The 22,972-nt window shown below is 68.8% G+C and carries 29 protein-coding genes and 1 tRNA gene; 24 read left to right on the forward strand and 6 right to left on the reverse strand.

The genetic code is table 11. From position 1 onward, the window contains the following. Nucleotides 1-21 precede the first annotated feature (21 nt). The 8 genes from TTY48_RS13995 to TTY48_RS14030 all read left to right on the forward strand — a co-directional run bounded on the left by TTY48_RS13995 (nucleotide 22) and on the right by TTY48_RS14030 (nucleotide 7,098). A complete protein-coding gene (locus tag TTY48_RS13995; RefSeq protein ID WP_255585675.1) occupies nucleotides 22-624 on the forward strand; it encodes a molybdenum cofactor biosynthesis protein B in 603 nt (200 codons plus the stop codon). Next, entirely contained in the window at nucleotides 608-820 is a 213-nt protein-coding gene (locus TTY48_RS14000) for a hypothetical protein (RefSeq protein WP_220658062.1), read from the forward strand. Before TTY48_RS13995 ends, TTY48_RS14000 begins: the two co-directional genes overlap by 17 nt. Before the next feature lie 477 nt (nucleotides 821-1,297). Further along, nucleotides 1,298-1,954, forward strand: a complete 657-nt coding sequence (locus tag TTY48_RS14005) for an MspA family porin (RefSeq protein WP_220658063.1) — start codon at nucleotides 1,298-1,300, stop codon at nucleotides 1,952-1,954. A 70-nt stretch (nucleotides 1,955-2,024) separates the two neighbouring features. Further along, on the forward strand, nucleotides 2,025-2,735 hold the full coding sequence (locus TTY48_RS14010) for an MspA family porin (RefSeq protein ID WP_220658064.1): 711 nt from the start codon (nucleotides 2,025-2,027) through the stop codon (nucleotides 2,733-2,735). A gap of 153 nt (nucleotides 2,736-2,888) precedes the next feature. Then, entirely contained in the window at nucleotides 2,889-4,307 is a 1,419-nt protein-coding gene (locus TTY48_RS14015; RefSeq protein ID WP_220658065.1) for a hypothetical protein, read from the forward strand. Between the two features lie 248 nt (nucleotides 4,308-4,555). Then, nucleotides 4,556-5,290 carry an MspA family porin gene (locus TTY48_RS14020; RefSeq protein ID WP_220658066.1) on the forward strand — a complete coding sequence of 245 codons (735 nt, stop codon included), beginning with the start codon at nucleotides 4,556-4,558 and terminating at the stop codon, nucleotides 5,288-5,290. Between the two features lie 58 nt (nucleotides 5,291-5,348). Next, complete coding sequence (locus TTY48_RS14025; protein WP_220658067.1) at nucleotides 5,349-6,059, forward strand: MspA family porin; 711 nt, start codon at nucleotides 5,349-5,351, stop codon at nucleotides 6,057-6,059. 427 nt (nucleotides 6,060-6,486) lie between these two features. After that, on the forward strand, nucleotides 6,487-7,098 hold the full coding sequence (locus TTY48_RS14030) for an MspA family porin (RefSeq protein ID WP_255585676.1): 612 nt from the start codon (nucleotides 6,487-6,489) through the stop codon (nucleotides 7,096-7,098). Between the two features lie 88 nt (nucleotides 7,099-7,186). Here the strand turns inward: TTY48_RS14030 and mscL are convergent, their stop codons facing one another. Further along, on the reverse strand, nucleotides 7,187-7,636 hold the full coding sequence (mscL, locus tag TTY48_RS14035) for a large conductance mechanosensitive channel protein MscL (RefSeq protein ID WP_220658069.1): 450 nt from the start codon (nucleotides 7,634-7,636) through the stop codon (nucleotides 7,187-7,189). Nucleotides 7,637-7,706: 70 nt separating this feature from the next. Between mscL and TTY48_RS14040 the strand changes: the two genes are divergently transcribed. Beyond that, nucleotides 7,707-8,234: a hypothetical protein gene (locus tag TTY48_RS14040; protein ID WP_220658070.1), complete on the forward strand. Its 528-nt coding sequence runs from the start codon at nucleotides 7,707-7,709 to the stop codon at nucleotides 8,232-8,234. After that, complete coding sequence (locus TTY48_RS14045; protein WP_255585765.1) at nucleotides 8,234-9,232, forward strand: PrsW family intramembrane metalloprotease; 999 nt, start codon at nucleotides 8,234-8,236, stop codon at nucleotides 9,230-9,232. The genes TTY48_RS14040 and TTY48_RS14045 overlap by 1 nt, the downstream gene beginning before the upstream one ends. Before the next feature lie 3 nt (nucleotides 9,233-9,235). On the opposite strand, the gene TTY48_RS14050 is transcribed toward TTY48_RS14045, so the two are convergent. The 3 genes from TTY48_RS14050 to TTY48_RS14060 form a co-directional block, all read right to left on the reverse strand. Further along, on the reverse strand, nucleotides 9,236-9,889 hold the full coding sequence (locus TTY48_RS14050) for an RcpC/CpaB family pilus assembly protein (RefSeq protein WP_220658072.1): 654 nt from the start codon (nucleotides 9,887-9,889) through the stop codon (nucleotides 9,236-9,238). A 99-nt stretch (nucleotides 9,890-9,988) separates the two neighbouring features. After that, on the reverse strand, nucleotides 9,989-10,798 hold the full coding sequence (locus TTY48_RS14055) for an acyl-CoA thioesterase II (protein WP_220658073.1): 810 nt from the start codon (nucleotides 10,796-10,798) through the stop codon (nucleotides 9,989-9,991). 19 nt (nucleotides 10,799-10,817) lie between these two features. Next, nucleotides 10,818-11,087, reverse strand: a complete 270-nt coding sequence (locus TTY48_RS14060) for an FmdB family zinc ribbon protein (protein ID WP_220658074.1) — start codon at nucleotides 11,085-11,087, stop codon at nucleotides 10,818-10,820. A gap of 72 nt (nucleotides 11,088-11,159) precedes the next feature. On the opposite strand from TTY48_RS14060, the gene TTY48_RS14065 reads away from it, so the two are divergent. Both TTY48_RS14065 and TTY48_RS14070 read left to right on the forward strand, forming a co-directional pair. Then, entirely contained in the window at nucleotides 11,160-11,744 is a 585-nt protein-coding gene (locus tag TTY48_RS14065) for a TetR/AcrR family transcriptional regulator (protein ID WP_220658075.1), read from the forward strand. A gap of 145 nt (nucleotides 11,745-11,889) precedes the next feature. After that, nucleotides 11,890-12,747: an endonuclease domain-containing protein gene (locus TTY48_RS14070; protein ID WP_220658076.1), complete on the forward strand. Its 858-nt coding sequence runs from the start codon at nucleotides 11,890-11,892 to the stop codon at nucleotides 12,745-12,747. A gap of 29 nt (nucleotides 12,748-12,776) precedes the next feature. Here the strand turns inward: TTY48_RS14070 and TTY48_RS14075 are convergent, their stop codons facing one another. Beyond that, nucleotides 12,777-13,349 carry a 5-formyltetrahydrofolate cyclo-ligase gene (locus TTY48_RS14075; protein ID WP_220658077.1) on the reverse strand — a complete coding sequence of 191 codons (573 nt, stop codon included), beginning with the start codon at nucleotides 13,347-13,349 and terminating at the stop codon, nucleotides 12,777-12,779. Nucleotides 13,350-13,401: 52 nt separating this feature from the next. Here TTY48_RS14075 and TTY48_RS14080 point away from each other — a divergent pair, with 52 nt between their 5' ends. From TTY48_RS14080 to TTY48_RS14110, 7 genes are all read left to right on the forward strand, one after another. After that, the gene (locus TTY48_RS14080) at nucleotides 13,402-14,298 is read left to right on the forward strand and encodes a UTP--glucose-1-phosphate uridylyltransferase (protein WP_220658078.1); all 897 of its coding nucleotides are present in this window, start codon (nucleotides 13,402-13,404) and stop codon (nucleotides 14,296-14,298) included. Nucleotides 14,299-14,321: 23 nt separating this feature from the next. Further along, entirely contained in the window at nucleotides 14,322-15,569 is a 1,248-nt protein-coding gene (gene glp / locus TTY48_RS14085) for a gephyrin-like molybdotransferase Glp (protein ID WP_220658079.1), read from the forward strand. Nucleotides 15,570-15,572: 3 nt separating this feature from the next. Next, a complete protein-coding gene (locus tag TTY48_RS14090) occupies nucleotides 15,573-16,205 on the forward strand; it encodes a GNAT family N-acetyltransferase (protein WP_220658080.1) in 633 nt (210 codons plus the stop codon). A 142-nt stretch (nucleotides 16,206-16,347) separates the two neighbouring features. Then, nucleotides 16,348-17,544: a gephyrin-like molybdotransferase receptor GlpR gene (gene glpR, locus TTY48_RS14095; RefSeq protein ID WP_220658081.1), complete on the forward strand. Its 1,197-nt coding sequence runs from the start codon at nucleotides 16,348-16,350 to the stop codon at nucleotides 17,542-17,544. A gap of 43 nt (nucleotides 17,545-17,587) precedes the next feature. Continuing rightward, nucleotides 17,588-17,660: transfer RNA gene (locus TTY48_RS14100), tRNA-Ala, on the forward strand. A gap of 73 nt (nucleotides 17,661-17,733) precedes the next feature. Continuing rightward, nucleotides 17,734-18,294: a hypothetical protein gene (locus TTY48_RS14105; RefSeq protein WP_220658082.1), complete on the forward strand. Its 561-nt coding sequence runs from the start codon at nucleotides 17,734-17,736 to the stop codon at nucleotides 18,292-18,294. Continuing rightward, nucleotides 18,291-18,470: a hypothetical protein gene (locus TTY48_RS14110; RefSeq protein ID WP_220658083.1), complete on the forward strand. Its 180-nt coding sequence runs from the start codon at nucleotides 18,291-18,293 to the stop codon at nucleotides 18,468-18,470. The genes TTY48_RS14105 and TTY48_RS14110 overlap by 4 nt, the downstream gene beginning before the upstream one ends. On the opposite strand, the gene TTY48_RS14115 is transcribed toward TTY48_RS14110, so the two are convergent. Further along, a complete protein-coding gene (locus tag TTY48_RS14115) occupies nucleotides 18,446-18,799 on the reverse strand; it encodes a helix-turn-helix domain-containing protein (RefSeq protein ID WP_220658084.1) in 354 nt (117 codons plus the stop codon). The two genes, TTY48_RS14110 and TTY48_RS14115, sit on opposite strands and share 25 nt — an antisense overlap. A 100-nt stretch (nucleotides 18,800-18,899) precedes the next feature. On the opposite strand from TTY48_RS14115, the gene TTY48_RS14120 reads away from it, so the two are divergent. The 5 genes from TTY48_RS14120 (at nucleotide 18,900) to TTY48_RS14140 (ending at nucleotide 22,928) form a co-directional block, all read left to right on the forward strand. After that, nucleotides 18,900-19,331: a DoxX family protein gene (locus TTY48_RS14120; RefSeq protein ID WP_220658085.1), complete on the forward strand. Its 432-nt coding sequence runs from the start codon at nucleotides 18,900-18,902 to the stop codon at nucleotides 19,329-19,331. Then, nucleotides 19,328-19,969 carry an NAD(P)-dependent oxidoreductase gene (locus tag TTY48_RS14125; protein ID WP_220658086.1) on the forward strand — a complete coding sequence of 214 codons (642 nt, stop codon included), beginning with the start codon at nucleotides 19,328-19,330 and terminating at the stop codon, nucleotides 19,967-19,969. The genes TTY48_RS14120 and TTY48_RS14125 overlap by 4 nt, the downstream gene beginning before the upstream one ends. A 70-nt stretch (nucleotides 19,970-20,039) precedes the next feature. Further along, complete coding sequence (locus tag TTY48_RS14130; protein ID WP_220658087.1) at nucleotides 20,040-20,828, forward strand: 1-acyl-sn-glycerol-3-phosphate acyltransferase; 789 nt, start codon at nucleotides 20,040-20,042, stop codon at nucleotides 20,826-20,828. Between the two features lie 72 nt (nucleotides 20,829-20,900). After that, nucleotides 20,901-21,875 carry a hypothetical protein gene (locus TTY48_RS14135; RefSeq protein WP_220658088.1) on the forward strand — a complete coding sequence of 325 codons (975 nt, stop codon included), beginning with the start codon at nucleotides 20,901-20,903 and terminating at the stop codon, nucleotides 21,873-21,875. Nucleotides 21,876-21,998: 123 nt separating this feature from the next. Next, nucleotides 21,999-22,928: a hypothetical protein gene (locus tag TTY48_RS14140; protein WP_220658089.1), complete on the forward strand. Its 930-nt coding sequence runs from the start codon at nucleotides 21,999-22,001 to the stop codon at nucleotides 22,926-22,928. Nucleotides 22,929-22,972 lie beyond the last annotated feature (44 nt).

Consider the following 22,972-nt stretch of genomic DNA (forward strand, 5'->3'; position numbering starts at 1 on the left):
TCGATGACGGAGGCAGTGGAGATGACGCAGGGTAGGGGCGCCGCCGCGCCCGAGTGGCTGACGGACGACGTGCTCGATGCTCCGGCCATCGACGAGCCCACGCTCGACGGTGCCGTGACCGACGTGGTCGGTCGCGCCCTGGTCGTCGTGGTCGACGATCACGTGCAGCCGGGCGGGGTGCTCGCCGGGGCCGGGAAGACGGTGGGCACGCTCGTCACGGAGCTGCTGGAGGAGGCCGACTTCGAGGTCGACGCGGTGGTCGTGGTGCCGGCCGAGGAGGTCGCGGTGCGCAATGCGCTGAACACGGCCGTGATCGGTGGCGTCGATCTGGCGGTCACCATCGGCGGCGTCGGTGTGGGTGCCCGCGATGTGACGCCCGAGGCCACCGAGGAGATCCTCGACAAGAAGCTGCCCGGTATCTGCGAGGCGCTGCGCGCCTCGGGGCTGGCCGCGGGTGCCTCGGACGCGGGCCTGTCCCGCGGTCTGGCGGGTGTCTCCGGCAGCACCGTGGTGGTGAACCTCGCGAGTTCGCGGGCGGCGATCCGGGACGGCATGGCCACCCTGAGCCCCCTGGCGACCCATGTGATCCGGCACATCGCGGGCGGGGATGACCAAGCCCGGTAGGCCCGGCGAGGGCAAGAAGTACTCCGCGCGCGATATCGCGCGCATCTTCGGCGATGTCCTGCCGGCGCAGACCAAGGACGATCGGCCGGACGGTGCCGCACCCGGCTCGGGTGCGGCATCGCCCGTTTCCGGGGCCGACGGTGACCCCGCGGATCGGTGGTACCGCGAGAACCGGCCGCCGCATCACGGCGGCTGACCCCGGCCCTTTCCGTACGCGTTTGATCGACGTTGCGATTCCACCGGTGACATCGCTTTCGTCGCACGTCAGAACGGGTGTGAGGAAGGCCACTGTCCCGTATTTTTACCGCCAGGTTACAAGTTCGGGTTGCCTGAGTGAACTCTAAGGGGAAGGCTCGCCTTACTCAGGCGCAGGTCAGGCGCGCAAATTGTGCAAGCTTGCCCTAAGAAGTCCTGGTACATGACTCGCTGCAAGATTCAACATTGTTACATTTCTCGTCACGAAGTCGAATTCGTGGCGGTTTCATCTATTGCGGGTGGTCGAATCCTGTGGATATGCTGCGGCGCGAACCGAGGACCTCTATCGGGCCTCGGGGAGAGCAAGTGCCCTAGGTGTGTTTAACCGCAACCCTAGGCGAGGATCGCGGCAGGGTGAGTCGCGAACCGGTGCCCCAGACCCGGGGTGGCACGCGATGATTCCTGGTGAGGGGAACGAATGAGCAAGATGAGCAAGGTCGCAGGGCGCGCCGGCGCCATCGCGGTCGCGGTCGCTGCGGCGGGCGCGGTTGCGGCCGGTTCCGCCAACGCGGGTCCGCTGCCGAGTGGTGAGCGGGTTGTTCCGGCGCCGGATGGTTGGTCGGTGGTGTTGAAGTCGTCCGGTAATTCGGTGGCGATTCAGCCGTCGATGGCTACTCCGCAGTCGCGGACGGCGTGGGTTTCCACGAATGGTGCGGTCACGGTGAAGGCTCCTGCGGACGCGAAGATCGAGGGCAAGCTCGGTGTCGGTCTGGTTGTGGGGTGTCAGTTCCCGGGGCAGATCGGTGGCGGTATCGATGTTTCGGGTCCGTCGGCGTCGCTGGGGATGACTGGTCCGGGTGTCGGTCTGGGTGGTGTTGGTGCCAACCTGGGTATTCCGTTGACTCCGGGTGCGACGTCGAGTGTGACGGGTTTCGCGCGTGGTGATCAGCCGGGTTCGATCGATTCGATCAAGTTCGCCAAGGCTGGTACGTACAACGTGGCGATCAAGGATCACAACGTCGATATCAAGTTCTGCTCGGGTTATGCGCAGGCGCGTGTGGTGACCTGGGTGGAGATCAAGGGTGGCAATCGTATTCAGGGTTTCCTGTACGGCGCCCCCTTCTCGCTGGGCTGATCGCGCACTCGCGCTGACCTGATCGACTCTCTTGCTCGCCCTGTGGGGCGGCATTCTCCGAAGGATGGATATGAAGAAGATCGCGATCCGCGGTGCCGCTGTGGCGGCCGCCGCGGGCGTGGCGCTGGGTGCCCTCTCCACGGGTGCAGCCAACGCCGATACGTTTATCCCGCTTGGCGTTTCGACCACCACGCAGAAGGTGGGCGATGCCAACATCACCGTGACCGTCAAGGATCACTCGGCGCGTCTGTCGCCGGGCATGGTCGCCCTGCCCACCACCCGCAACGCGTGGGTGTCGGGCAATGTGTCCGCGAAGATCGACGGCAAGGGTGCGAGTGGCGGCTCGATCGCAGCCGGGTACGCCGTGGGTTGCCAGGTCGACGTGGGCGCTGCTCAGGTCAACCTCGGTGCCAAGGCGGGGATCAACGACAAGAACGGCAATGTCGTCGACAGCACCGGCTACGTCGGTGCGCCTTCGGTGTCGGGTTCGACCGGTGGCAGCCTGAAGCTCGCTGCCGGCAGCATCGGTACGCAGATGCTGACCTACGACCGCGCCACCTGGCCCTCCCCGGGCGACGAGGTCTCGCCCGACTGGGCGGAGCCGAGCACCGGGTTCAAGTTCACCGGCGCGAACGGGTCGCTGAGCTTCCAGGATCAGACCATCGGTGTGGACGGCTGTGCCGGTTACGCTCAGGCGAAGTTCTTCGCCAAGGTCAAGGCCAAGGTGGGGAACACCGAGGGCTACGTGATCCTCTGGGGCAAGCCCTTCACGCTCGGCTGATTCACTGATCTGACCGTGGTGGCGGTGTCCAATGGGCACCGCCACCCACGGATTTGCAATACCATCTCCTGATGGCCGGGCCTGGCGTCCACCGGCTGTTTGCGCGACTTCAGCGGCGCTGCATTCGCATTCGACCCTGTGAGGGAACCTGAAATGAATCGCAAGGCCAGCTCCATCACCGCCATCGTCGCCGCGGCCGCCGTCGCCGCGCTCCCCGTCTCCGGCGCCGTTGCACAGACCGCCGCGCCTGCGGCTGTCGCGCTGTCCGCTCAGGCGGCACCCGCCGCTGTAACACCTGCCGCCGTGATCAAGAACGTTGCGGCCACTACTGGTGCAGCTGCCCAGAGCGTAAGACTGGCACCGCTCGTCGTCGTCACCGATCAGGCAGGCCAGGCGCCTTCTGTGCAGAAGGCTGCCGCCGACGCGCCGGCGCCGACTCCGATCGCGCTTCCTGATGTTCCGAAGGAAGTCACCGATGCGCTCAACATCGCAGGCTTGCCCGTCGCCCTCGTGTGGCGGGTCGTGCAGACCGCCAACGGCATCTACACGGTTTGGTACAAGGCTCTCAATACGATCCCCGATGCCCTCCTCAAGGGCCAGTTCGGTCAGATTCCGTCGCTGTTCACCGGCGCGATCAATGACTCTCTGACCTGGATCGCGACGGGTGCGGGTCCCAAGAAGGCGGAGACCCCCGCAACGGCGACGGCGCCGACCGCACCGACCGCTGAACTTCCTAAGGTCACCGTGCCGGACGTCATCACCGACGGCCTGAACGTGCTCGGCCTCCCGGTGCAAGCGGCGTGGGCGACCTTCCAGACGGGCGTCAAGGTCTACACGAACATCTACGGCCTCCAGTCGTCCATCCCCAACGCGATCATCAAGGGCCAGTGGGGCGATGTGCCCAACCTGATCGTCAAGGCGATCAGCGACTCCATTTCCGCGGTAGTCGCCCTTCCGGTCAGTATCGCTACCTCGGCGACCACCTCCATCAATAAGCTGATCGCGGACCTCACGCCGAAGCCGGCTGCGGCAACGGCGAAGTCGGTCGACACCGTGAGCTCGGTGGCTCCGGCGAGCGCGGATGTCACGGCTGTCTCCACGTCGGCCGCTGATAACGCGGCAAAGAGCGGGGCCGTCGCGGTCGACACGAAGGCCGCCTCCCCGGCGACCAAGGCTCCCGAGACGACGGCCTCGGAGACGAAGGCCCCCGAGATCAAGACCCCGGAGACGAAGACGCCGGAGACGAAGACGCCGGAGACGAAGACGCCGGAGACGAAGACGCCGGAGACGAAGACGCCGGAGACGAAGACGCCGGAGACGAAGACGCCGGAGACCAAGACCTCGGAGACCAAGACCTCGGAGACGAAGGCCTCGGAGTCTGCGACGTCCGGCTCCACCGCCGGCGCGACGAGCGATGCGGGTGCCTCGGCGGGGGCCACCGAGAAGGCGGGTTCGGCCTCCGAGAAGTCGACCGGCTCGTCGTCGAGCTCGCAGAGCACGGGCTCGTCGAGTTCCTCGTCCGATTCGTCTTCGTCCGCGAGTGGATCGTCGTCGGAGTCCACGAAGAACTGATCCGACATCAGCAAACGAGCAGCGCATACCCGCTCCGGGTGTGCGCTGCTCGTCTCTTTGTGGGACATCCGTCCGGGAAATCTCGGGCGGAGCTGCGCCAAGTGGTTCAGATACGTCCGTGTTTCACATCGCAAAGTGTCCGGGCTCACACCTCTCTTGTGTTAGGTTTCGCCTCACCCACAGTGTTGAGGTGACGGTGCCGCACGACCTGCGCGCATCGGTGGATCGCCCGGCGAAGCGCAGTCGCCGTGCTCGGCGACATCCATTCGTCACCGCCGCCCGTGGGTAATCCGGACGTGAGGGATCCGGTACTAACAGGTGAGGTGGAGACGGTTTTGAGAATCGCCGGATGGAAGACAGGCGGCGTACTCGCCGCGACGGCCGCGGTCGCGGTGCTCTCGGCGCCCGCGGCGAGCGCGGGTCCGCTGCCGAGTGGTGAGCGGGTTGTTCCGGCGCCGGATGGTTGGTCGGTGGTGTTGAAGTCGTCCGGTAATTCGGTGGCGATTCAGCCGTCGATGGCTACTCCGCAGTCGCGGACGGCGTGGGTTTCCACGAATGGTGCGGTCACGGTGAAGGCTCCTGCGGACGCGAAGATCGAGGGCAAGCTCGGTGTCGGTCTGGTTGTGGGGTGTCAGTTCCCGGGGCAGATCGGTGGCGGTATCGATGTTTCGGGTCCGTCGGCGTCGCTGGGGATGACTGGTCCGGGTGTCGGTCTGGGTGGTGTTGGTGCCAACCTGGGTATTCCGTTGACTCCGGGTGCGACGTCGAGTGTGACGGGTTTCGCGCGTGGTGATCAGCCGGGTTCGATCGATTCGATCAAGTTCGCCAAGGCTGGTACGTACAACGTGGCGATCAAGGATCACAACGTCGATATCAAGTTCTGCTCGGGTTATGCGCAGGCGCGTGTGGTGACCTGGGTGGAGATCAAGGGTGGCAATCGTATTCAGGGTTTCCTGTACGGCGCCCCCTTCTCCCTGGGCTGACCGAAACTCCCGCTCGCGTCCGTGAGGGCGCGAAACCGATTCTCACAAGGATGAATTCATGAAGAAGCTTGCGATGCGCGGTGCCGCCGCGACTGCCGCCGCCGGCGTCCTGTGCGGTGCGATCGCCGTCAGCCCCGCCGCCGCCGATACTTTCATTCCCCTGGGGGTGTCGACCACCACGCAGAAGGTGGGCGATGCCAACATCACCGTGACCGTCAAGGATCACTCGGCGCGTCTGTCGCCGGGTATGGTCGCCCTGCCCACCACTCGCAACGCGTGGGTGTCGGGCAATGTGTCCGCGAAGATCGACGGCAAGGGTGCGAGTGGCGGCTCGATCGCAGCCGGGTACGCCGTGGGTTGCCAGGTCGATGTGGGCGCTGCTCAGGTCAACCTCGGTGCCAAGGCGGGGATCAACGACGCGAACGGCAATGTGCTGTCCCCCTCGGGCTACACGGGTGCGCCTTCGGTGTCGGGTTCGACTGGTGGCAGCCTGAAGCTCGCTGCCGGCAGCATCGGTACGCAGATGCTGACCTACGACCGCGCTACCTGGCCCTCCCCGGGCGACGAGTTCGCCCCCGACTGGGCGGAGCCGAGCACCGGGTTCAAGTTCACCGGCGCGAACGGGTCGCTGAGCTTCCAGGATCAGACCATCGGTGTGGACGGCTGTGCCGGTTACGCTCAGGCGAAGTTCTTCGCCAAGGTCAAGGCCAAGGTGGGGAACACCGAGGGCTACGTGATCCTCTGGGGCAAGCCCTTCTCGCTGGGCTGAGACCCTGCGTGATCGCCGAACGGGGCGGCATCCGGATCACCCCGGATGCCGCCCCGCGGCGTTTCCGTGCCGCCCCGGATGTGTCGGTTCTCTCAGGGAAATGGCACGAAATGTTAAGACTGCGGCAAACTGTTAAATCAGCGTTACCGAACGGCCCCTTCCCGGAATCTTCATGTTAGCTTTGTCGTCACTACCGCTCCCGGGTGCAGGCAAGCCCTTGAACTGCGCAGATGCGACATTTCGGCCATCGCGAAGCGAAACTCGCGTCTCTGCTGCGTTGCCACCCGGGCCGGACCGGCGGTGCTGAAAGGAACTCGGAATGTCGTCTCATCTCGTTCGCAAGGCGGCCGTGGGAGCTATTGCAGCCACGGCCACCGTTGGACTGCTCGGACCGGTCGCCACCGCGGGCGCCGACACCGTCATCCCCGTGCGCAACGCCAGCGCAACCACGAAGATCGGCTCCGGCGGCTCGCTGACCGTCACGGTCAAGCAGCAGACGGCCCGCTTGTCGCCGGGCATGGTGGCCCTGCCGACCACGCGCAACGCCTGGGTGTCCGGCGTGGTCAGCGCCAAGATCGACGGTGCCGACCCGAGCGGTGGCTCGATCGAGGCCGGGTATGCCGTGGGTTGCCAGGTCGATGTGGGTAGTGCGAACGTCAATCTGGGCGCTTCGGCAGGCGTCAACAACGACAGCGGAAACATCATTGACAGCACGGGGTACGTCGGCGCTCCGTCGGTCAAGGGCACTACTGGTGGTTCGATTTCGCTCGCTGCCGGTTCGATCGGCACGCAGTCGCTGACCTATGACCGCGCCACCTGGCCGAAGCCCGGCGACGAAGTGGCCCCGGACTGGTACGCGCCCGCCACCGATTTCGCGTTCGACGGCGCCTCGGGCGGCTTCACCTTCACTGATCAGACCATCGGTGTCGACGGCTGCGCCGGCTACGCACAGGCCCGCCTGTACGTGATCGTCAAGGGCACCGTCGGCAATTCCAAGGGCCGCCTGGTCCTGTGGGGTGACACGTTCACCCTCGGCTGAGCTGCGTTCAGCGGGCCACAGACCGCTGAACGTGAGAAGGGCGGCCCCGCTGCGGGGGCCGCCCTTCGTCGTTTCCGGACCGTGCCGGCTACTGCTGCTTCGGCTGCGTGGGGAACTGGCCCGTGGGCGGAAGCGCCGCGTGCGCGCCGCCCTGAGCCGCACCGGCCTGCGAGGCGAGCAGGTCGCGGATCTCCACCAGCACGTCCACCTCGTCCTCGGTGGCCGCGCTGCCGGCGCGGTTCTTCAGCGTCTCGTAGGGCAGGATCAGCACGAAGTACACCACCGCCGCCACCAGGATGAAGTTGATCCCCGCGGTGATCACGGCGCCGAGGTCGACCGTGGTGGCGGGAACGCCCTTCTTGATCTCCCAGGCGAGGCCCTGCACGCTGTCGCCGCCACCGATCGAGGCGATGAGCGGCTGCACGATGTGTTCGGTGAACGCGGTGACGATGGCGGTGAACGCGGCACCGACCACGACGGCGACGGCCAAGTCGAGCACGTTGCCTTTGAGGAGAAAGTCTTTGAAGCCCTTGAGCATTGCTGTCCATCCTTTGCGATTTCGTAACCTGTGTTACGCGTGAGGCAACTCTGCAGAATATGCTAACCATATGAACCGTTCCCGTGCAGTCGACGCGGGCGTTTCGGCGGGTGTGATTCTCGCCGTGGGGGGATTGGCCGCAGGCTGGTTCGGCGTCGAGCGCGCGGTACCCACCCCGATGACGCCCGTGCGCGACCAGACTTTCCGCGTCGGCAGCGGGACCACCGGCGAGGTGGAGTTCCGCGCACCGTCGGGCTGGGAACGCGTGCCCACGGGCCGGGCCGACGTCCTGCGCTTCGTGCACCCGCAGGGCAGCACGCTGACCGTGCGGCTCACCACCGGGATGAAGGACTTCGACACCGCCGCTCCGCGGCGCCTGCGCGAGCTGGAGGTGGGTGGGGTGAACGCCTCCTTCACCGGCGATGTGCGCGGCGACCGGTTCACCGGCCGCACCTGCACCGCGACCGCGGGGGAGCGGCGCGGCGATTGCGCCGTGGTCGCCAGCGAAAAGCTGCTGGTCACCGTGCTCACGCTCCGCACGGGCGACGGTCCGCTCGCCGACCTGCCCGCTCTCGTTCAGACGATGCGGACCTCGTGATGCGCGACTGGGCCAGGCTGATCAGCGCCTGGGTGTTCGCGCTCGGGCTGGTCCTCGGCGCGGTGGTGCTGCTGCGCGATATGCCGGAGCGTCTCGCCGCGTCGTGGAAGGGCGTGGCCGCGGCGCTGCCGGTGATCCTGATCGCCGCCGTGCTCGTGGCGGGGACCATCGTGCTGCTCGACCGCTCGCACGCGCAGGTCCGATCCGCGTGGGGCCTGGCCTTCGCCTGGGGCGCGATCGGCGCCTGCGGGCTGGCGCTGCAGATCAACGGGTTCGCGTCCGACGCGGTGCTCGACGTGCTCGACGATCCGGGTGCCACCACCTGGAGCGCCGCCCTCATCGGCCCTCTCGACGAGGAGACCATCAAGGGCGCCGGCGTCGCCCTGCTGCTGGTGATGTACCGCGACCGGGTGCGCCGGCCGATGCAGGTCTTCGCCGTCGGTGCCTTCGCCGGGCTCGGATTCCAGGTGGTCGAGAACGTCTCGTACGCGGTGACCTTCGCGCTGCGGGACGCGCAGTCCGACGTGGCCGGAGCGCTGACCGTCTCGATCCTGCGGGCCGTCTTCGGATTCCAATCGCACTGGGTGTACACCGGGCTGTTCGCGGTGGGCCTGATCCTGCTGCGCTCGCGTGCGGCGCTCGGACTGCTGGGCATCGCGCTCGCCTACCTGCTGCACTTCTGGTGGAACGCGCCGAGCGGGGAGAATCCGGCCATCGTGCTGCTCCTGCTGGTGCTCAAGTGCGCCGTTACCGTGGGCGTGCTGGCCGGTGCGTGGGTGTGGATGCTCTTCGAGCAACGACGGTGGCTGGCCGGCGCGATCCGCACGCCCGAGGCCGCGCAATTGGCACCGCCGCAGGAACTGGCGGCACTGCCCACCCGCGCGCAGCGGCGCAATGCGCAGCAGTACATGCGCTTCTACTACGGTCCGGCGGTCGCCGATGTCACCCGGCAGCGGCAGAACTGGCTGCTGCGCGAGCTCACCTACCGGGTCGGCTGACGATCACCGGAAGACCACCGACAGCGGCGAACTGAGCGCCGCGGCGGCCACCGCATGCGCCTCGCTCTCGGACATCGCCAGCATCGCCGTGCGGGCCTGCTGCCGCGGACCCTGTGCCGCCGCGGCCACCGCCACCGTGGCAGACCTGGCCAGGACCAGCGGCGCACCGTCGTCCTGGTCGCCGGCCCGTGGTTTGCGCTGGGCCACCACGTCGACCACGTCGCCGGGCCGCAGCAGGTCCATCGTGGCCGAATCCTGCAGTGCCACGGGCACGAGTCGCGCTCCCGGCCGGATCTGTCCCGCCGTGCGATCGGTGAGCACGCGCCGGTCGGTGAGGATCTCGCCGACGCCGACCGGCCCCGTCACCGACCGGCCGACGGCCTCGTCGGCCGCCGACAGCGCATCCTGCGGGGCGAGCTCGGCGGGAACCGTCGTGAGCCGCACGTCGTCGGCGGTGAGCTTGCCGCCGGGCCCCAGTTCGCGTGCGGCCGTGAGCACCTCGGCCCGCGGTCCGCGCGGCTCGGTGGTGACGGCGAGGACCAGGGCGAGCACCGCCAGCAGCGCGGCGGCCGCCCTCCGCGCCGCGAGGGTGCGGGCCCATCCCGGGCGCAGTGCCGCGCGCAGTCGCTCGGCGCCGGTCGGTTGCAACGAGTCCATGACCGGACGCTACGACGGCGCACCGTCGGGCTCGGGGCGAAACCACGCTGCGATGCCCGGCCTGTGGAAAACCCCGAACCTGTGGAGGAAGGGCCCGGATCAGCCCTGTGGATCCTTGTAGTAGACCAGCTGGTGCGTGGTTGCCAGCAGCGTGCCCGCGCGGCCCCAGACCTGCCCGTACTGGTCGAAATGGCCGTGCCCGAACCGGGCCGCCGAGGCGGTGCCCAGCAGGTAGTCGTCGCCCTGTTCGGCGAGTTCGGCGGCGGTGGCGTGGAAGTAGGTGGTCAGCGAGATCGTGCCCGCCGGCAGGTACGTGCCGCGGCGCAGGAAGACGCGCGGGAAGAAGGCGTCCGTGATCGAGGCGAGGGCGGGGTAGTCCAGGTCGCGGCCCGGCCGGTCGCGCAGCCACAGCGTGGTGGTCGACGACGGCTGCGGTCCCGTGATGTCGTTCAGGCCGCCCTCCACGAAGCGCTTCTCGTAATTGCGCGGCCAGGCGATGAACTCGGGGAACTCCTGCTCGGCGTAGTCCTCGGGCGCGCCGACGGACGGGAAGTCGTACTCGGTGTCGCTCCAGGTGTCGCGGCGCGTGCCGAAAACTGCGGTCCCGGAGGCGACCGGACCGTCGTTCTGGCTGATCAGGAAGGTGAAGTGCTGGTTCGTGCGGTTGGTGCGCAGCACCGTGACCGCGATCTCCCAGGCGCCCTCGGCGATCGGGGCGGCGTAGTTCAGGGTCATCGACAGCGGATCGCCCTGCGCCTGCGGGTGGTGCTGCAGTGCGGTCACCACCGTGGCGGCGGTGATCCCGCCGAACGGTCCGACCATGTTGTTGTAGGCGGGATGGGTGTGCGCCCGGAAGACTCCGGGGGACACCTGCTCGACCGCGGTCGCCTCATCGAAAACGTGCGTCATGAGAGCAACCTACACAGCGTTAGGAACCGGACGGATTGGCGGCCTTCTCGACCTTCGCCGCGGTGTCCGACGACGACTTCGTCTCGGACTTGGCGGTGGTGTCGGCCTTCGAGCTGCGGGAATCGGTGCGGTAGAAGCCGCTGCCCTTGAAGACCACGCCCACCGAGTTGAACAGCTTGCGCAGCGGTCCGCCGCAGTTCGGGCAGACGGTCAGCGGATCATCCGAGAAGGACTGCACGGCGTCGAAGGATTCGCCGCACTCCTTGCACGCGTACGAGTAAGTAGGCACCCGCCCATATTACCGCGTAGTTAGCACTCCGACGAGTCGAGTGCCAACGGTGTGAGCGGATACGATACCGGTATGACGGTTCCCTCGGCTGCGCACATCGGCGCTCAGCGAACGCCGTCGCCGGCACGTCGGATCGTGGAGGCGGCGCGCGAGGTGATCGCGGCGAACGGCATCCCCGGCGTCAGCATGGACCAGGTGGCCAAACAGGCCCACGTCTCCCGCAGCACGCTGTACCGGATCTTCCCCAACCGCGACCAGCTGATCGCGCGGGTGGTGGCCATCGAGATCCGCACCCTGCGCCGCCGGCTCGACAAGACGATCGTCGGGTTCACGCCGCAGCAGACCCTGGTGGAGGTGTTCGTGCTCAGCATCGAACAGGCCGCCGCCAACCTCGCCGTGTCCAAGGTGCTGGCCGCGGAACCGGAGTACTTCCTGCGCATCCCCCGGGGGGTGTGGGACCTGCTGATCCAGGGCATCGTGATCCGGCTGCGCAATTCGGGTGCCGAGCAGGACTACGCCGATCTCTGCTCCGTGACCGACCTCATGCTCCGGGTCACGGGCTCCCTGCTGTCCAATCCGCCCACCGGCCTGGACGTCAGTGATTCGGCGGCGCTGCGTGCCTACGGTGAGCGCTACATCGCGCGTCTCCTGATCTAGCCCCGCGAAACTGTCGCCCAGCGGCGTTGTGAGGACGTAGTGGCTGCGTAGGCCCTGTGGAGAACAGTTTCGCGACAGAGGCATTCATCCACAGGCCGCCTCCTGGTCGGCAGGTTCCGTCCGTGGCATCGCGCACCCTGCTCGCATGGACATCGAACGGGCCGTGCAGCAGATCGCGGCAGTCGACGGCGGAGTGGTCTCGCGGCAGATGCTGCTCTCCTGCGGCGTCGCGCCCGCGGACATCGAGCACGCCGTGCGGCACCGCCATCTCACGGTGGTCCGCCGCGGCTGGTACGACGCGGGGACTTCCGATCCGGCGGTGGTGGCAGCGGTGCGATCCGGCGGCGTGGTCACGTGCATCAGTGCACTCGCCCGTCGCGACGGGGTGTGGAGCGTGCCCGCCGCGCGCCTGCACATTCGCCGGTCCCGGCATCTTCGCGCGCAGGGGCAATGCTCGGCCTACCGGCCGCTGGCGACTCCGCGGCGGGCGGTCGATCCCATTCCGGAGGCACTGGCCTGCGCGGCTCGGTGTGCATCGGAGGAGGATTTCGTCGCGATCTGCGATTCCGTGCTCCGGCGGCCGGGGTGGTCCGTCGGCGACGTCGCTCCGTTGCTGGAGGGCGCGCCGCTGCGCGTGCAGCGGTTGCTGGGGGAGGTCGATCCGCGCGCGGACTCCGGCATCGAGTCGCTGGTGCGGTTCCGTTTGCGGCGCCGCGGTATTCGGTTGCGCACTCAGGTGCGAATACCCGATGTCGGCACGGTGGACATGCTGGTCGGGGACCGGTTGATCATCGAGTGCGATGGGAAGCAGCACCACCTCGGACAGCAGTTCGGGAAGGACCGCTGGCGGGACCTGGTCTCGGTGGCGGACGGCTACCTCGTGATGCGATTGAGCTATGCCCACGTGGTGCATCAGTGGGACGAGGTGTTGCCGTTCATCCGTGCCGTCATCCGCCGCCGCTCGCACCGAGATCGCTGCGGGAAACTGTCGCGCAGCGGCTGAGCGCGGACACTATGGCCGCAGCGGCCCGCTCAGGAACAGTTTCGCGACAGCTCGATAAGTCCGGACGGTGTGAGGGCGGCGTGCACGGGCACGTCGGTGGGCTCGGCGGGCAGCTCGTCGACCAGTTCGTGGTCGTAGACCACCGCGATCAGCCGGGCGCCGCCGCGCAGCGACCGGTCGTAGTACCCCGCCCCGCGGCCGAGCCGGACCCCGCTGCGCGAGACCCCCACTGCGGGGAGCAGCACGGTATCCACCGAGGTCAGGGCGTCGGCGCCGAGTCGCGGCCCCGGTGGCTCCAGCAGCCCGAAGGGGCCCGCGGCCAGTTCGCCCCGGTACACCGACCAATCGAGGGCGCCCGGTGTGGCGGGTGTCACCGGCAGCAGCACCTCGCCGCCGATCGCGTCCAGCATCGCGAGGCTCCCGGGCTCCGCGCCCACGGGCACGTAGGCCGCCACCCGGGCACCCAGGTCGAGCCCCGCCACCAGCTCCGATAGCGCCCTGGCCGCGGCCTCTCGCTCGCTCCTGCCGAGGGCCGCGCGCTGCTCTCGCAGGCGCGCCCTCAAGGCCCGCTTCTCCGCCGCCGTACCGGGGTCACAGCTCATGGAGTCCATACTCACATCGTTACCCAAGCGTGACCTACCCTATGGTGGGGGAATGAACTCGCCGTCCATTCCGAAGACCGCGGTGGTCCCCGCCGCCGGCCTCGGCACCCGCTTCCTCCCTGCGACCAAGACGGTTCCCAAGGAACTCCTCCCGGTGGTCGATACGCCGGGCATCGAGCTCGTGGCCGAAGAGGCCGCCGCCGCCGGTGCCGAGCGCCTCTGCATCGTCACCAGCCCCGGCAAAGACGGTGTGGTCGCCCACTTCGTCGAGGACCTGGTCCTCGAGGGCACCCTCGAGAAGCGCGGCAAGAAGGCCATGCTCGACAAGGTTCGCCGCGCCCCCAACCTGATTCACGCCGAAGCGGTGATCCAGGACAAGCCGCTGGGCCTCGGTCACGCGGTCGCCTGTGTGGAGCCCGTGCTCGACGACGACGAGGACGCCATCGCCGTGCTCCTGCCCGACGATCTGGTGCTCCCGATCGGCGTGCTCACCACCATGGCCAAGGTGCGCGAGAAGCGCGGCGGCTCGGTGCTGTGCGCCATCGAGGTGACCCCGGAGCAGATCAGCAGCTACGGCGCCTTCGACGTCGAGATCGTTCCCGACGCCGCGAATCCCGATGTGCTCAAGGTCAACGGCATGGTCGAGAAGCCCAAGGCCGAGGACGCCCCGTCGAACTACGCGGCGGCCGGCCGCTACCTGCTGGACCGGGCGATCTTCGACGCGCTGCGCCGCATCGAGCCGGGCGCGGGCGGCGAACTCCAGCTGACCGATGCGATCGCACTGCTCATCAGCGAGGGGCATCCCGTGCACGTGGTGGTGCACCGCGGAACCCGACACGATCTCGGAAATCCCGGTGGCTACCTCAAGGCTGCGGTTGACTTGGCGCTGGACCGTGACGACTACGGACCCGACCTGCGGGAATGGCTGCAGGAACGACTGAACAGCTGACTTCGGGCACAGGGAGGCGAGACATGCGCTCCGTTGAGGACCATCTGGCACGGGTCACGGCGGCGGCGGTGGCCCCCCGTCCGGTGCGCGTGGGCATCTCGGAGGCGCAGGGCCTGATGTGCGCCGAGGAGGTCGTGGTCGAGAACGCGCTTCCGGCGTTCGACCAGGCCGCCATCGACGGGTACGCCGTGCGCTCGGTGGACGTGGCCGATGCCGGCGCGACCGACGAGGAGACCGGCGAGCAGATCGTCGTAACGCTGCCCGTGGTGGGCGAGGTGCGGGCCGGGAACCGCCAGCCCATCCGGCTGCAGCCGGGGCAGGCCGTCAAGGTCGAGACCGGTGCGCCGCTGCCCACGCTGGCCGATGCGGTGCTGCCGGACAAGTGGACCGACGGTGGCCTGTCGAAGGTCAAGGTGGGTCACTCGGTCCGGTCGGGGCAGTACGTGCGCCGCACGGGCGACGATGTGCAGCCGGGCGATGTGGCGGTGCGCCGCGGCACCGTCGTCGGTCCGGCGCAGGTGGGCCTGCTCGCCGCCGTCGGCAAGGACAAGGTCTCCGTGCACCCGCGGCCCCGCGTCGCGGTGATCTCGGTGGGCCGCGAGCTGGTGGACATCGACCGCGAGACCGGTGCCGGCCAGGTGTACGACGTGGCCTCCTACGCGCTGGCCGCGGCTGCCCGCGACTGCGGCGCCGAGGTGCACCGGGTGGGCATCGTCTCCGGCGATCAGGCCCAGTTGCACGATGCCGTCGAGGCGCAGTTGCAGCGTTCCGAGGTGGTGATCATCACCTCCTCGCTGGGCGGTACCGCGTCGGACGAGATCACCGCGGCCCTGGCCGATCTCGGCGATCTGGCGGTGGAGCGCATCGCGATGCACCCCGCCTCGGTGCAGGGCTTCGGTGCGCTCGGGCCCGACGAGGTGCCCACCTTCCTGCTGCCCTCGAACCCGATGAGCGCGCTGGTGGCCTTCGAGGTGATGGTGCGGCCGCTGGTGCGGATCGCGCTGGGCAAGCGGCAGCCGATGCGCCGGCTGGTCACCGCGAAGAGCGCGGCGTCCTTCGAATCGCCGGCGGGCCGGCGCGGGTACGTGCGCGGGCAGCTCATGCGCGACGAGGATTCCGGCGAGTTCATGGTGGCCCCGATCCCCGACAACGGCTCGCACCTGCTGGTGAGCCTGGCCGAGGCCAACTGCCTGATCGTGGTGGACCCGGAGGTGACGGAGGTCCGGGCCGGCGACGACGTGGTGGTCGCCTTCCTCGCGCAGCGCGGCTGACGCGTGCTGTTCGGCGCGGATTGGCAGGTCCGTCTGGGGCCGCTGCGGACGGCGGCGGGCACCGTGGTCCTGCGCCCGATCCGTGCGCGCGATGCCCGGCAGTGGTCGCGATTGCGCCTGCTGAACCGGGCTGAGCTGCAGCCCTGGGAGCCCTCGGGTGAGCTCGATTGGACCCGGCGGCACACGGCATCGGCGTGGCCGCCGCTGTGCGCTTCGCTGCGGTCGCAGGCGCGCTCGGGCACGGTGATCCCCTGGGTGATCGAGGTGGACGGGGAGTACGCGGGGCAGATCACGGTCGGCAACATCACGCGCGGGGCCTTGCAGAGCGCCTGGGTGGGGTACTGGGTGGACCGGCGGTTCACCGGCCGCGGGGTGGCCACGACCGCGGTGGCGCTGGCGGTGGATCACTGCTTCCAACGGCTGGGCCTGCACCGGGTGGAGGCCACGGTGCGCCCGGAGAACGCCGGATCCCGTGCGGTGCTGGCGAATTCCGGCTTCCGCGAGGAGGGGATGTTGCGGCGATACCTGCACGTGGACGGCCTGTGGCGCGATCACCTGCTGGTGGCGATCACCGCCGAGGAGGTGGCCGATTCGATGGTCGCCCGGCTGGTGCGGTCGGGTCGCGCACGCTTCTGAGGCTGTGACTCGTGTGACGGAACGAGATTTTTGAGGTTCCGCTACGGCGCGTCGGACCGGATCGCGAGCCCCGGTGAAATAGCCTGGACCGCGACTTACACGGATGTGATCCGTGCTCGACGAACTGCCGGAGGGAGCCGACATGATTCCCCAGACTCTGCTGTGGGTCGGGCTCGTGATCGCGTGGCTGGTGGTGCTGGTGCCGATGCTCGTCGCGCGCCACCCCAAGGTGAACACCGTGACCGATGCGACGCTCAAGACCCGTCTGCTGCATCGCGGCGGATCCGCCAAGCTCGCGCTGCGGCGCAAGATCACGCCCACCGGCACCGCCGACGGTGAGCGCGACGACGCCGAGCTCGACGAGCCGGTCCGCGCGACCGACGATGTCGACGAGCTGGAGGAGGCACACGCCTACGTCGACTCCGATGTCGACGATCTGCCCGCCGCCGGCCCGCTGGACGGCGACACCGTGCCGCTCGTGCCCGTGCGCCGCGCCGCGGTGACCGCGCCGAAGGCCCCCCTCGCACCCGAGCCGGAACTGCACGAGCCCGAACTGCACGACGAGCCCGAGGTCGAGGCGAAGCCCGTCGTCGAGGCGAAGCCCGTCGTCCAGGCCGAGCGCATCGAGGTCGCGGAGATCGTGGACGTCGAGGAGCTCGACGATGCCCTGGAGACCGAGGAGCTCGCCCCCGTCGCCCGCCCTGCGGCCCCGCAGGCGGAGCGCCACGACGAGGACGTCGACGCCGAGATCGATGGTGCCGAGACCGAACTCGCGATCGACGAGCCCGACGAGGTGCCCGCGGACGAGGCGCTGACCGAGGAGGTCGCCCCGGTCTCGCGCGCCGCGGTCGAGCGAGTGGACCCGGCCGGCATCGACGCATCGTCGCGCCGCCGTGGTGGTTTCGACCCCGAGAACGACGCTCGGCTCTCCGAGGCGCGCTACCGGTTTCGGCAGCGCGTGACGCTCGCCCTGGGCGTGCTCGCCGTGGTCGCGCTGGGCGCCGGACTGATGGCCGTGCCCTTCGCCTGGTACGCGCTCGGCGTGCTGGCGCTCGGCCTGGTCGGTTACCTCGCGTACCTGCGCCGCACGGTGCGGATCGAGACCGAGATCCGGCGCCGCCGGATGGCCCGCCTGGAACGCGCGCGCCGCGAGCGTGAGCGCGAGTCCGAGGTGGTCGACGGTGTCCCCGCGCACCTGCGCCGCGGCGGCTGCGTGGTGATGGAGATCGACGACGAGGATCCCGCCTTCGATCACCTGCCGCGCTACCGCGCCGAGGAGTTCGAATTCCTCCGCCCGACCGCTGACCTGCCCGAACCCGTTCAGCGCAAGGTCGGTTAACGGATACTCGACCACCCTTGCTAGAGTGGTCGAGTTCCATCGAGGGGCTATAGCGCAGTTGGTAGCGCGCCTCGTTCGCATCGAGGAGGTCAGGGGTTCGATTCCCCTTAGCTCCACTCCAGGAACACCGGAAGGCCCCCTCCTCGCGGAGGGGGCCTTCTGCGTGCGCGGGGTGGGTACGCTGAGCGCATGGAACCGCCCGTCGGGCACGTCGTTCACCTCGAATCCGCGTTGGGCACGGCGCCGCCCGCGCGCCTGCGGCTCCCGCGGCGGTTGGGCGGTCCGGCCAAGGCCGCGGTGGGCGCAGTGCTCGTGATCGGCGCCGTGATCGCCGCGGTGGGGATCGCATCGCTGTGGACGGCGCAGACGCCGGGGCTGTGGTTCTCGATCCTGTTCACCGTGCTGCTGGGCGGCCTCACCCTCGGTTTCTGGGCGGCCTACCTCGTCTCCTTCGGCTCCGCGGCGCAGGCGCGGCGCGCGGAGGCGGCGTGGGAAGCGGGGTGCGCCACCGCGGTTCCCGCCGACGGCCGCGTCACCGACCGGAAGGTGGCGGTGACCGACACCGGCCGGGTCTCGGGCTTCGACCTCACGATCGCGCTGCCCGACGGTGCCGTCGTGGCCGCCTGGCACGGCCGGGGCGAGCCGATCCTGCAGCCGCAGGTGCCCGGCGTGGGTGCGCCGGTGCGGGTGTGGCGGGCCGACGGTGCCCTCGTGGTCGAGGTGGTCGATCCCACGGTGGTGGTCTCGTGAGCCCGCTGGAAGAGCTTCGGCGGTGGGAGGATTCGGGCGGCACCTGGCGGGTGCTGCGGCGCGGCGACGATGCGGTGACGGTCGCGCTGCTGCGGTGCGACGGCGGTGAGATCGTCGACCGGCTCGAATCCGCTGATCCGGCGCTGCGCGTCTACGTCGCGGTGGACGAGGACTGACTCATGACCCGGGGCATCGCCGCTTCCACGGTGTGCGCCAGGTTCCGTACGGCCTCGGCGATATCGCGGCCGGTGTCCGTGAGCCGGTATTCGGTCAACGGGGGGTTCGTTCCGGCCGAGTACCGAGCAACGAGCCCGTCGTCGACGAGGGTGCGCAGGGTCTGGGTGAGCATGCGGTCGCTGATGCCCTCCACCCGCCGCCGGATCTCGCCGAACCGCTGCGGTTCGACGGTGAGCCGTCCGAGGACCAGGGCCCCCCACCGTCCGGTGACATGTGCGAACACCTGGCGAGAGGGGCAGTTCTTCGCGAAGACGTCGAAGTCTGCCATTTTCTTTACCTTACACGTACGGGAGTATTGCGCTTACGAATCGTCTGTGCTTCTATAGTAGCCACCTAAGCTTGAAGCTTCAACTATATTAGGAGATCTCATGGTCAAGAAGCTGGTCACCGCCCAGTTCTTCTCGCTCACCACCGCCCGCATCATCCTCGGCATCGTCTTCGTCGCCCACGGCTGGCGGTCGATGTTCACCGTCGGCCCCGGTCAGACGGGTCGCTTCTTCGAGTCGCTCGGGATTCCGCTGCCCAACTTCTTCGCCTGGGTCGTCGGCCTCACCGAGCTCTTCGGCGGCGCCCTGCTCATCCTCGGCCTCGCGGTGCCGCTCGTCGCCGTGGCCCTGATCATCGACATGCTGGTGGCCATGTTCACCGTCCACATCGACAAGGGCTTCTTCTCCATGAACGGCGGCATCGAGCTCAACCTGGTCCTGATCGCCGGCCTGCTCGCGGTGGCCGCAGTGCCGCAGACCTCGCTGGGTCTGGATGCGCTGATCCTCAAGAAGAAGCTGGAGAGCTCCAAGTGAAGGTCGTCGTCTTCGGCGCCTCCGGCTACTCCGGATCGGCCATCACCGCCGAGCTCGTCTCGCGCGGTATCGACACGGTGGGCATCGCCCGCTCGATCGACAAGGTCCCGGCCGGCGCCACCGCCGCCTCGGGCGATGTGACGGACGCCGATTTCGTGGCCGATGCCACCGCCGATGCCACCGTGATCGTCTCCGCCCTGCCGACTGCGGCACCGTCGGGCGAGGGCGTCGACCTGCCCACCTCCCTGGCCGACCTCGTGACCGCCGCGCGTGCGGCGGGTGCGCGCCTGGGTGTGGTGGGCGGCGCCGGCAGCCTGCTGGTGGCCGACGGGGGACCGAAGCTGGTGGAGACGCCCGGCTTCCCGGACGCGGTCAAGCCGATCGCGCTCGAACACGACCGCGCGCTGGACTACCTGCGCACCGTCGACGATGTGGACTGGTTCTACCTGAGCCCCGCGGCGAGCTACGGCTCCTTCAACCCCGGCACCAAGCGGGGCGCGTACCGCACCAGCGGCGACCTGCTCCTCACCGATGCCGACGGCAACTCGGAGATCTCCGGTGAGGATTACGCCGTGGCCTTCGTCGATGAGATCGTGACGCCCGCGCACCATCGCGAACGCTTCTCCGTGGCGTACTGACAACCCACCACGACTCGCGCTGCACCGTCGTATTCTGACCCCGGCTACCGAAAGCGGCCGAGGGAGGACGATGGTGCAGCGCGAGCCCGTGTTCCGGGCGGTGGAGGTCCTGGCGAAGGGGATCGTCGGGGCCCAGGGACTGCGGATCGACTACCGCGGGGTGCACAACATCCCCCGCGAGGGCGGCGTGGTGCTGGCCGTGAACCACACCTCGTACGTCGACTTCCTCGAGGCCGGGCTCGTCGCCCGCCGGGCCGGCCGCTGGCCCCGCTACATGATGAAGGCCGAGCTGCGGCGCAACCTGTTCATCGGCTTTCTCATGAAGCACTGCAAGGCGATCGGTGTCGACCGCGAGCACGGCGCCGAGAGTTACCACGAGGCGGTCGCCGCACTGGAGTCCGGCGAGGCCGTGATCGTCTATCCCGAGGCCACCATCAGCCGCAGCTTCGAGCTCAAGGAGTTCAAGACGGGCGCGGCGCGGATGGCACTCGAGGCGGATGTGCCGATCGTTCCCATCGCGATCTGGGGCACCCAGCGGATCTGGTCCAAGGGCACCGAGCGCAGGCCGGGGAGGCACCGGTATCCGGTGGTGGTGCAGGTGGGCGAGGCCCTCGAACCGCACGGATCACCCGACGATCCCGCCGCCGTCGCCGCGCTCACCGAACGACTGCGCGCCGCGATGGGCAAGGAGCTGCTGCTCGCCCAGGCCGGGTTCCCGGCGCCCGCCGGTGAGGCGTGGGTGCCGGCCCGGCTCGGCGGCGGCGCACCGGCGCCCGACGTGGCTGCTGAGCTGGAGCGCGAGGAGTTCGCGCAGCGGCGGGCCCGGCGTGCGGCCCGCGCGGCCAAGAAGTCGTCATAAAGACGGATATGGTGCAGGTCACTCCGGGTTGGTAGGTTTGCCGGGATCGATCGTCAGCGACGGAGGAGACCTATGACGCAGCCGCCGAACTACCCCGGCGACAACCAGGGCGGCTTCCCGCCGCCGCAGGATCCGCAGCAGCCGGGCGGCCAGCCGGGGCAGGGATTCCCGCCCCCGCCGCAGCAGCCCGCTCCCGGCTTCCCGCCGCCGCAGGGCGCGCAGGGCTTCCCACCGCCGCAGGGTGCGCAGGGTTTCCCGCCGCCGCAGCCGGGGCAGGGCTACCCGCCCCCGCCCGCCGGTGGCTACCCGCCCGTGCAGGGCGGCTACGGTGCCCCGTACGGCGGCGGCCCGCAGAAGTTCAACCTGGGTAACGGCTTCTCCTGGGCCTGGAACAAGTTCACCAAGAATGCGCTCGCGCTGATCGTTCCCGTCATCGTGTACGGCATCATCCTCGGCGTCATCGCCGGCGTCGGCTACTCGCTGGTGTACTCGAACGGCCTCGACAGCGTGACCACCGATGACTCGGGGAACATGACGGCGGCCCTGAACCAGACGGGCACAGTCGAAGCGATCATCTTCTCGTTGATTCTGACGGTGGTCGCCTACCTCATCACCGCTGCGTACGTCTCGGGGCTGTTCGATATCGCCGACGGCAAGCAGGTGGGCATCGGCTCGTTCTTCAAGCCCCGCAATGCGGGCCAGGCCATCCTGACTGCCGCGGTGCTCGGCCTCGTGGCCGGGCTCGTCGGTTCGATCCCCTACGTGGGCTTCATCTTCCAGATCGTGGTCGGGTTCATCGCCACCTTTGCGATCCTCGTGGTCGTCGACCGCGGCGTCTCGCTGGCCGATGGCGTGAAGCAGGGCCTCGATGTGATCAAGCGTGACGTGGGCAATTCGATTCTCGTCGTCGTTGTCGCCGGTCTTCTCGTCCTGGTCGGATCGATGTGCCTCGTCGGCTCGCTCATCGCTGTTCCGGTGGCGGGCCTGCTGCTGGTGAACGCCTACCGCCTGATCTCGGGCGGCCAGGTGGCTCCGGCCACCCCGTAGCGACAGACGAAACGGCCCGCCCCGTGTTTCGGGGCGGGCCGTTTCATGTCTCGGACCGCACGGGGGTGTTGCGCCACTTGATATGTTTGCTGCGATAAACAGTTCAATGACGGAGGAGACTTTATGACGCAGCCGCCGAACTACCCCGGCGACAACCAGGGCGGGGTGCCGCCCCAGGACCCGCAGCAGCCGGGCGGACAGCCGGGGCAGGGGTTCCCTCCGCCGCAGCAGCCCGGACAGGGCTTCCCGCCGCCGCAGGGCGCGCAGGGCTTCCCGCCTCCGCAGCAGGGTGCCGGTTATCCGCCGCCCGCCGGTGGTTACCCGCCCGCGCCGGGCGGCTACGGCGCCCCGCAGACGCAGTACAGCGTGGGCGACGCGTTCAGCTGGGCGTGGAACAAGTTCACCAAGAACGCCTGGCCGCTGATCGGTGCCGCGCTGGCCTTCGCCGTCATCATGGCGGTCGTGAGCTCGCTCGTGTATTGGGTCTTCTCGCTGACGATCACCAACGTGCAGGAGGTCGACTACGACGACGGGTCGGTCGGGTACACCGGCGACCTCACCGCGGGGTCGTACGTGACGGGCATCATCGGGATCGCGGTGATCGTGTACCTCGCGTTGCTCATCCAGGCCTCGTACACCACCGGACTGTTCGACATCGCGGACGGCCGCAAGGTCACCGTCGGCTCGTTCTTCAAGCCGCGCAACTTCGGCTCCGCCGCGGGCGCCTCCGTCCTGGTGACGCTGGCGCTGATCGTCGGCTACATCCTCTTCATCATCCCGGGCATCATCGCCGCCTTCTTCCTGGCGTACTCGGTGCTGTTCGCGGTGGATAAGAACATCGGTGGCGGCGCGGCGCTCAAGGCGAGCTTCAACGCCGTCAAGGCGAACGCGGGCAACTCGATCCTCACCACCTTCCTCGCGGGTCTGGTCTCGGCCCTGGGCGCGGTGCTCTGCTACGTCGGCGCACTGGTCACCGGCCCCCTCGGGCAGCTGGTGCAGATCTACGCCTACCGCACCCTCACCGGTGGGCAGGTCGCACCGAAGACGCAGTAGTCCTCGGACGTCGCACAGCGGCCCGTTCCACCTCGGTGGGGCGG

The sequence above is a fragment of the Tsukamurella sp. TY48 genome (assembly GCF_019656655.1).
GTDB lineage: Bacteria > Actinomycetota > Actinomycetes > Mycobacteriales > Mycobacteriaceae > Tsukamurella > Tsukamurella strandjordii.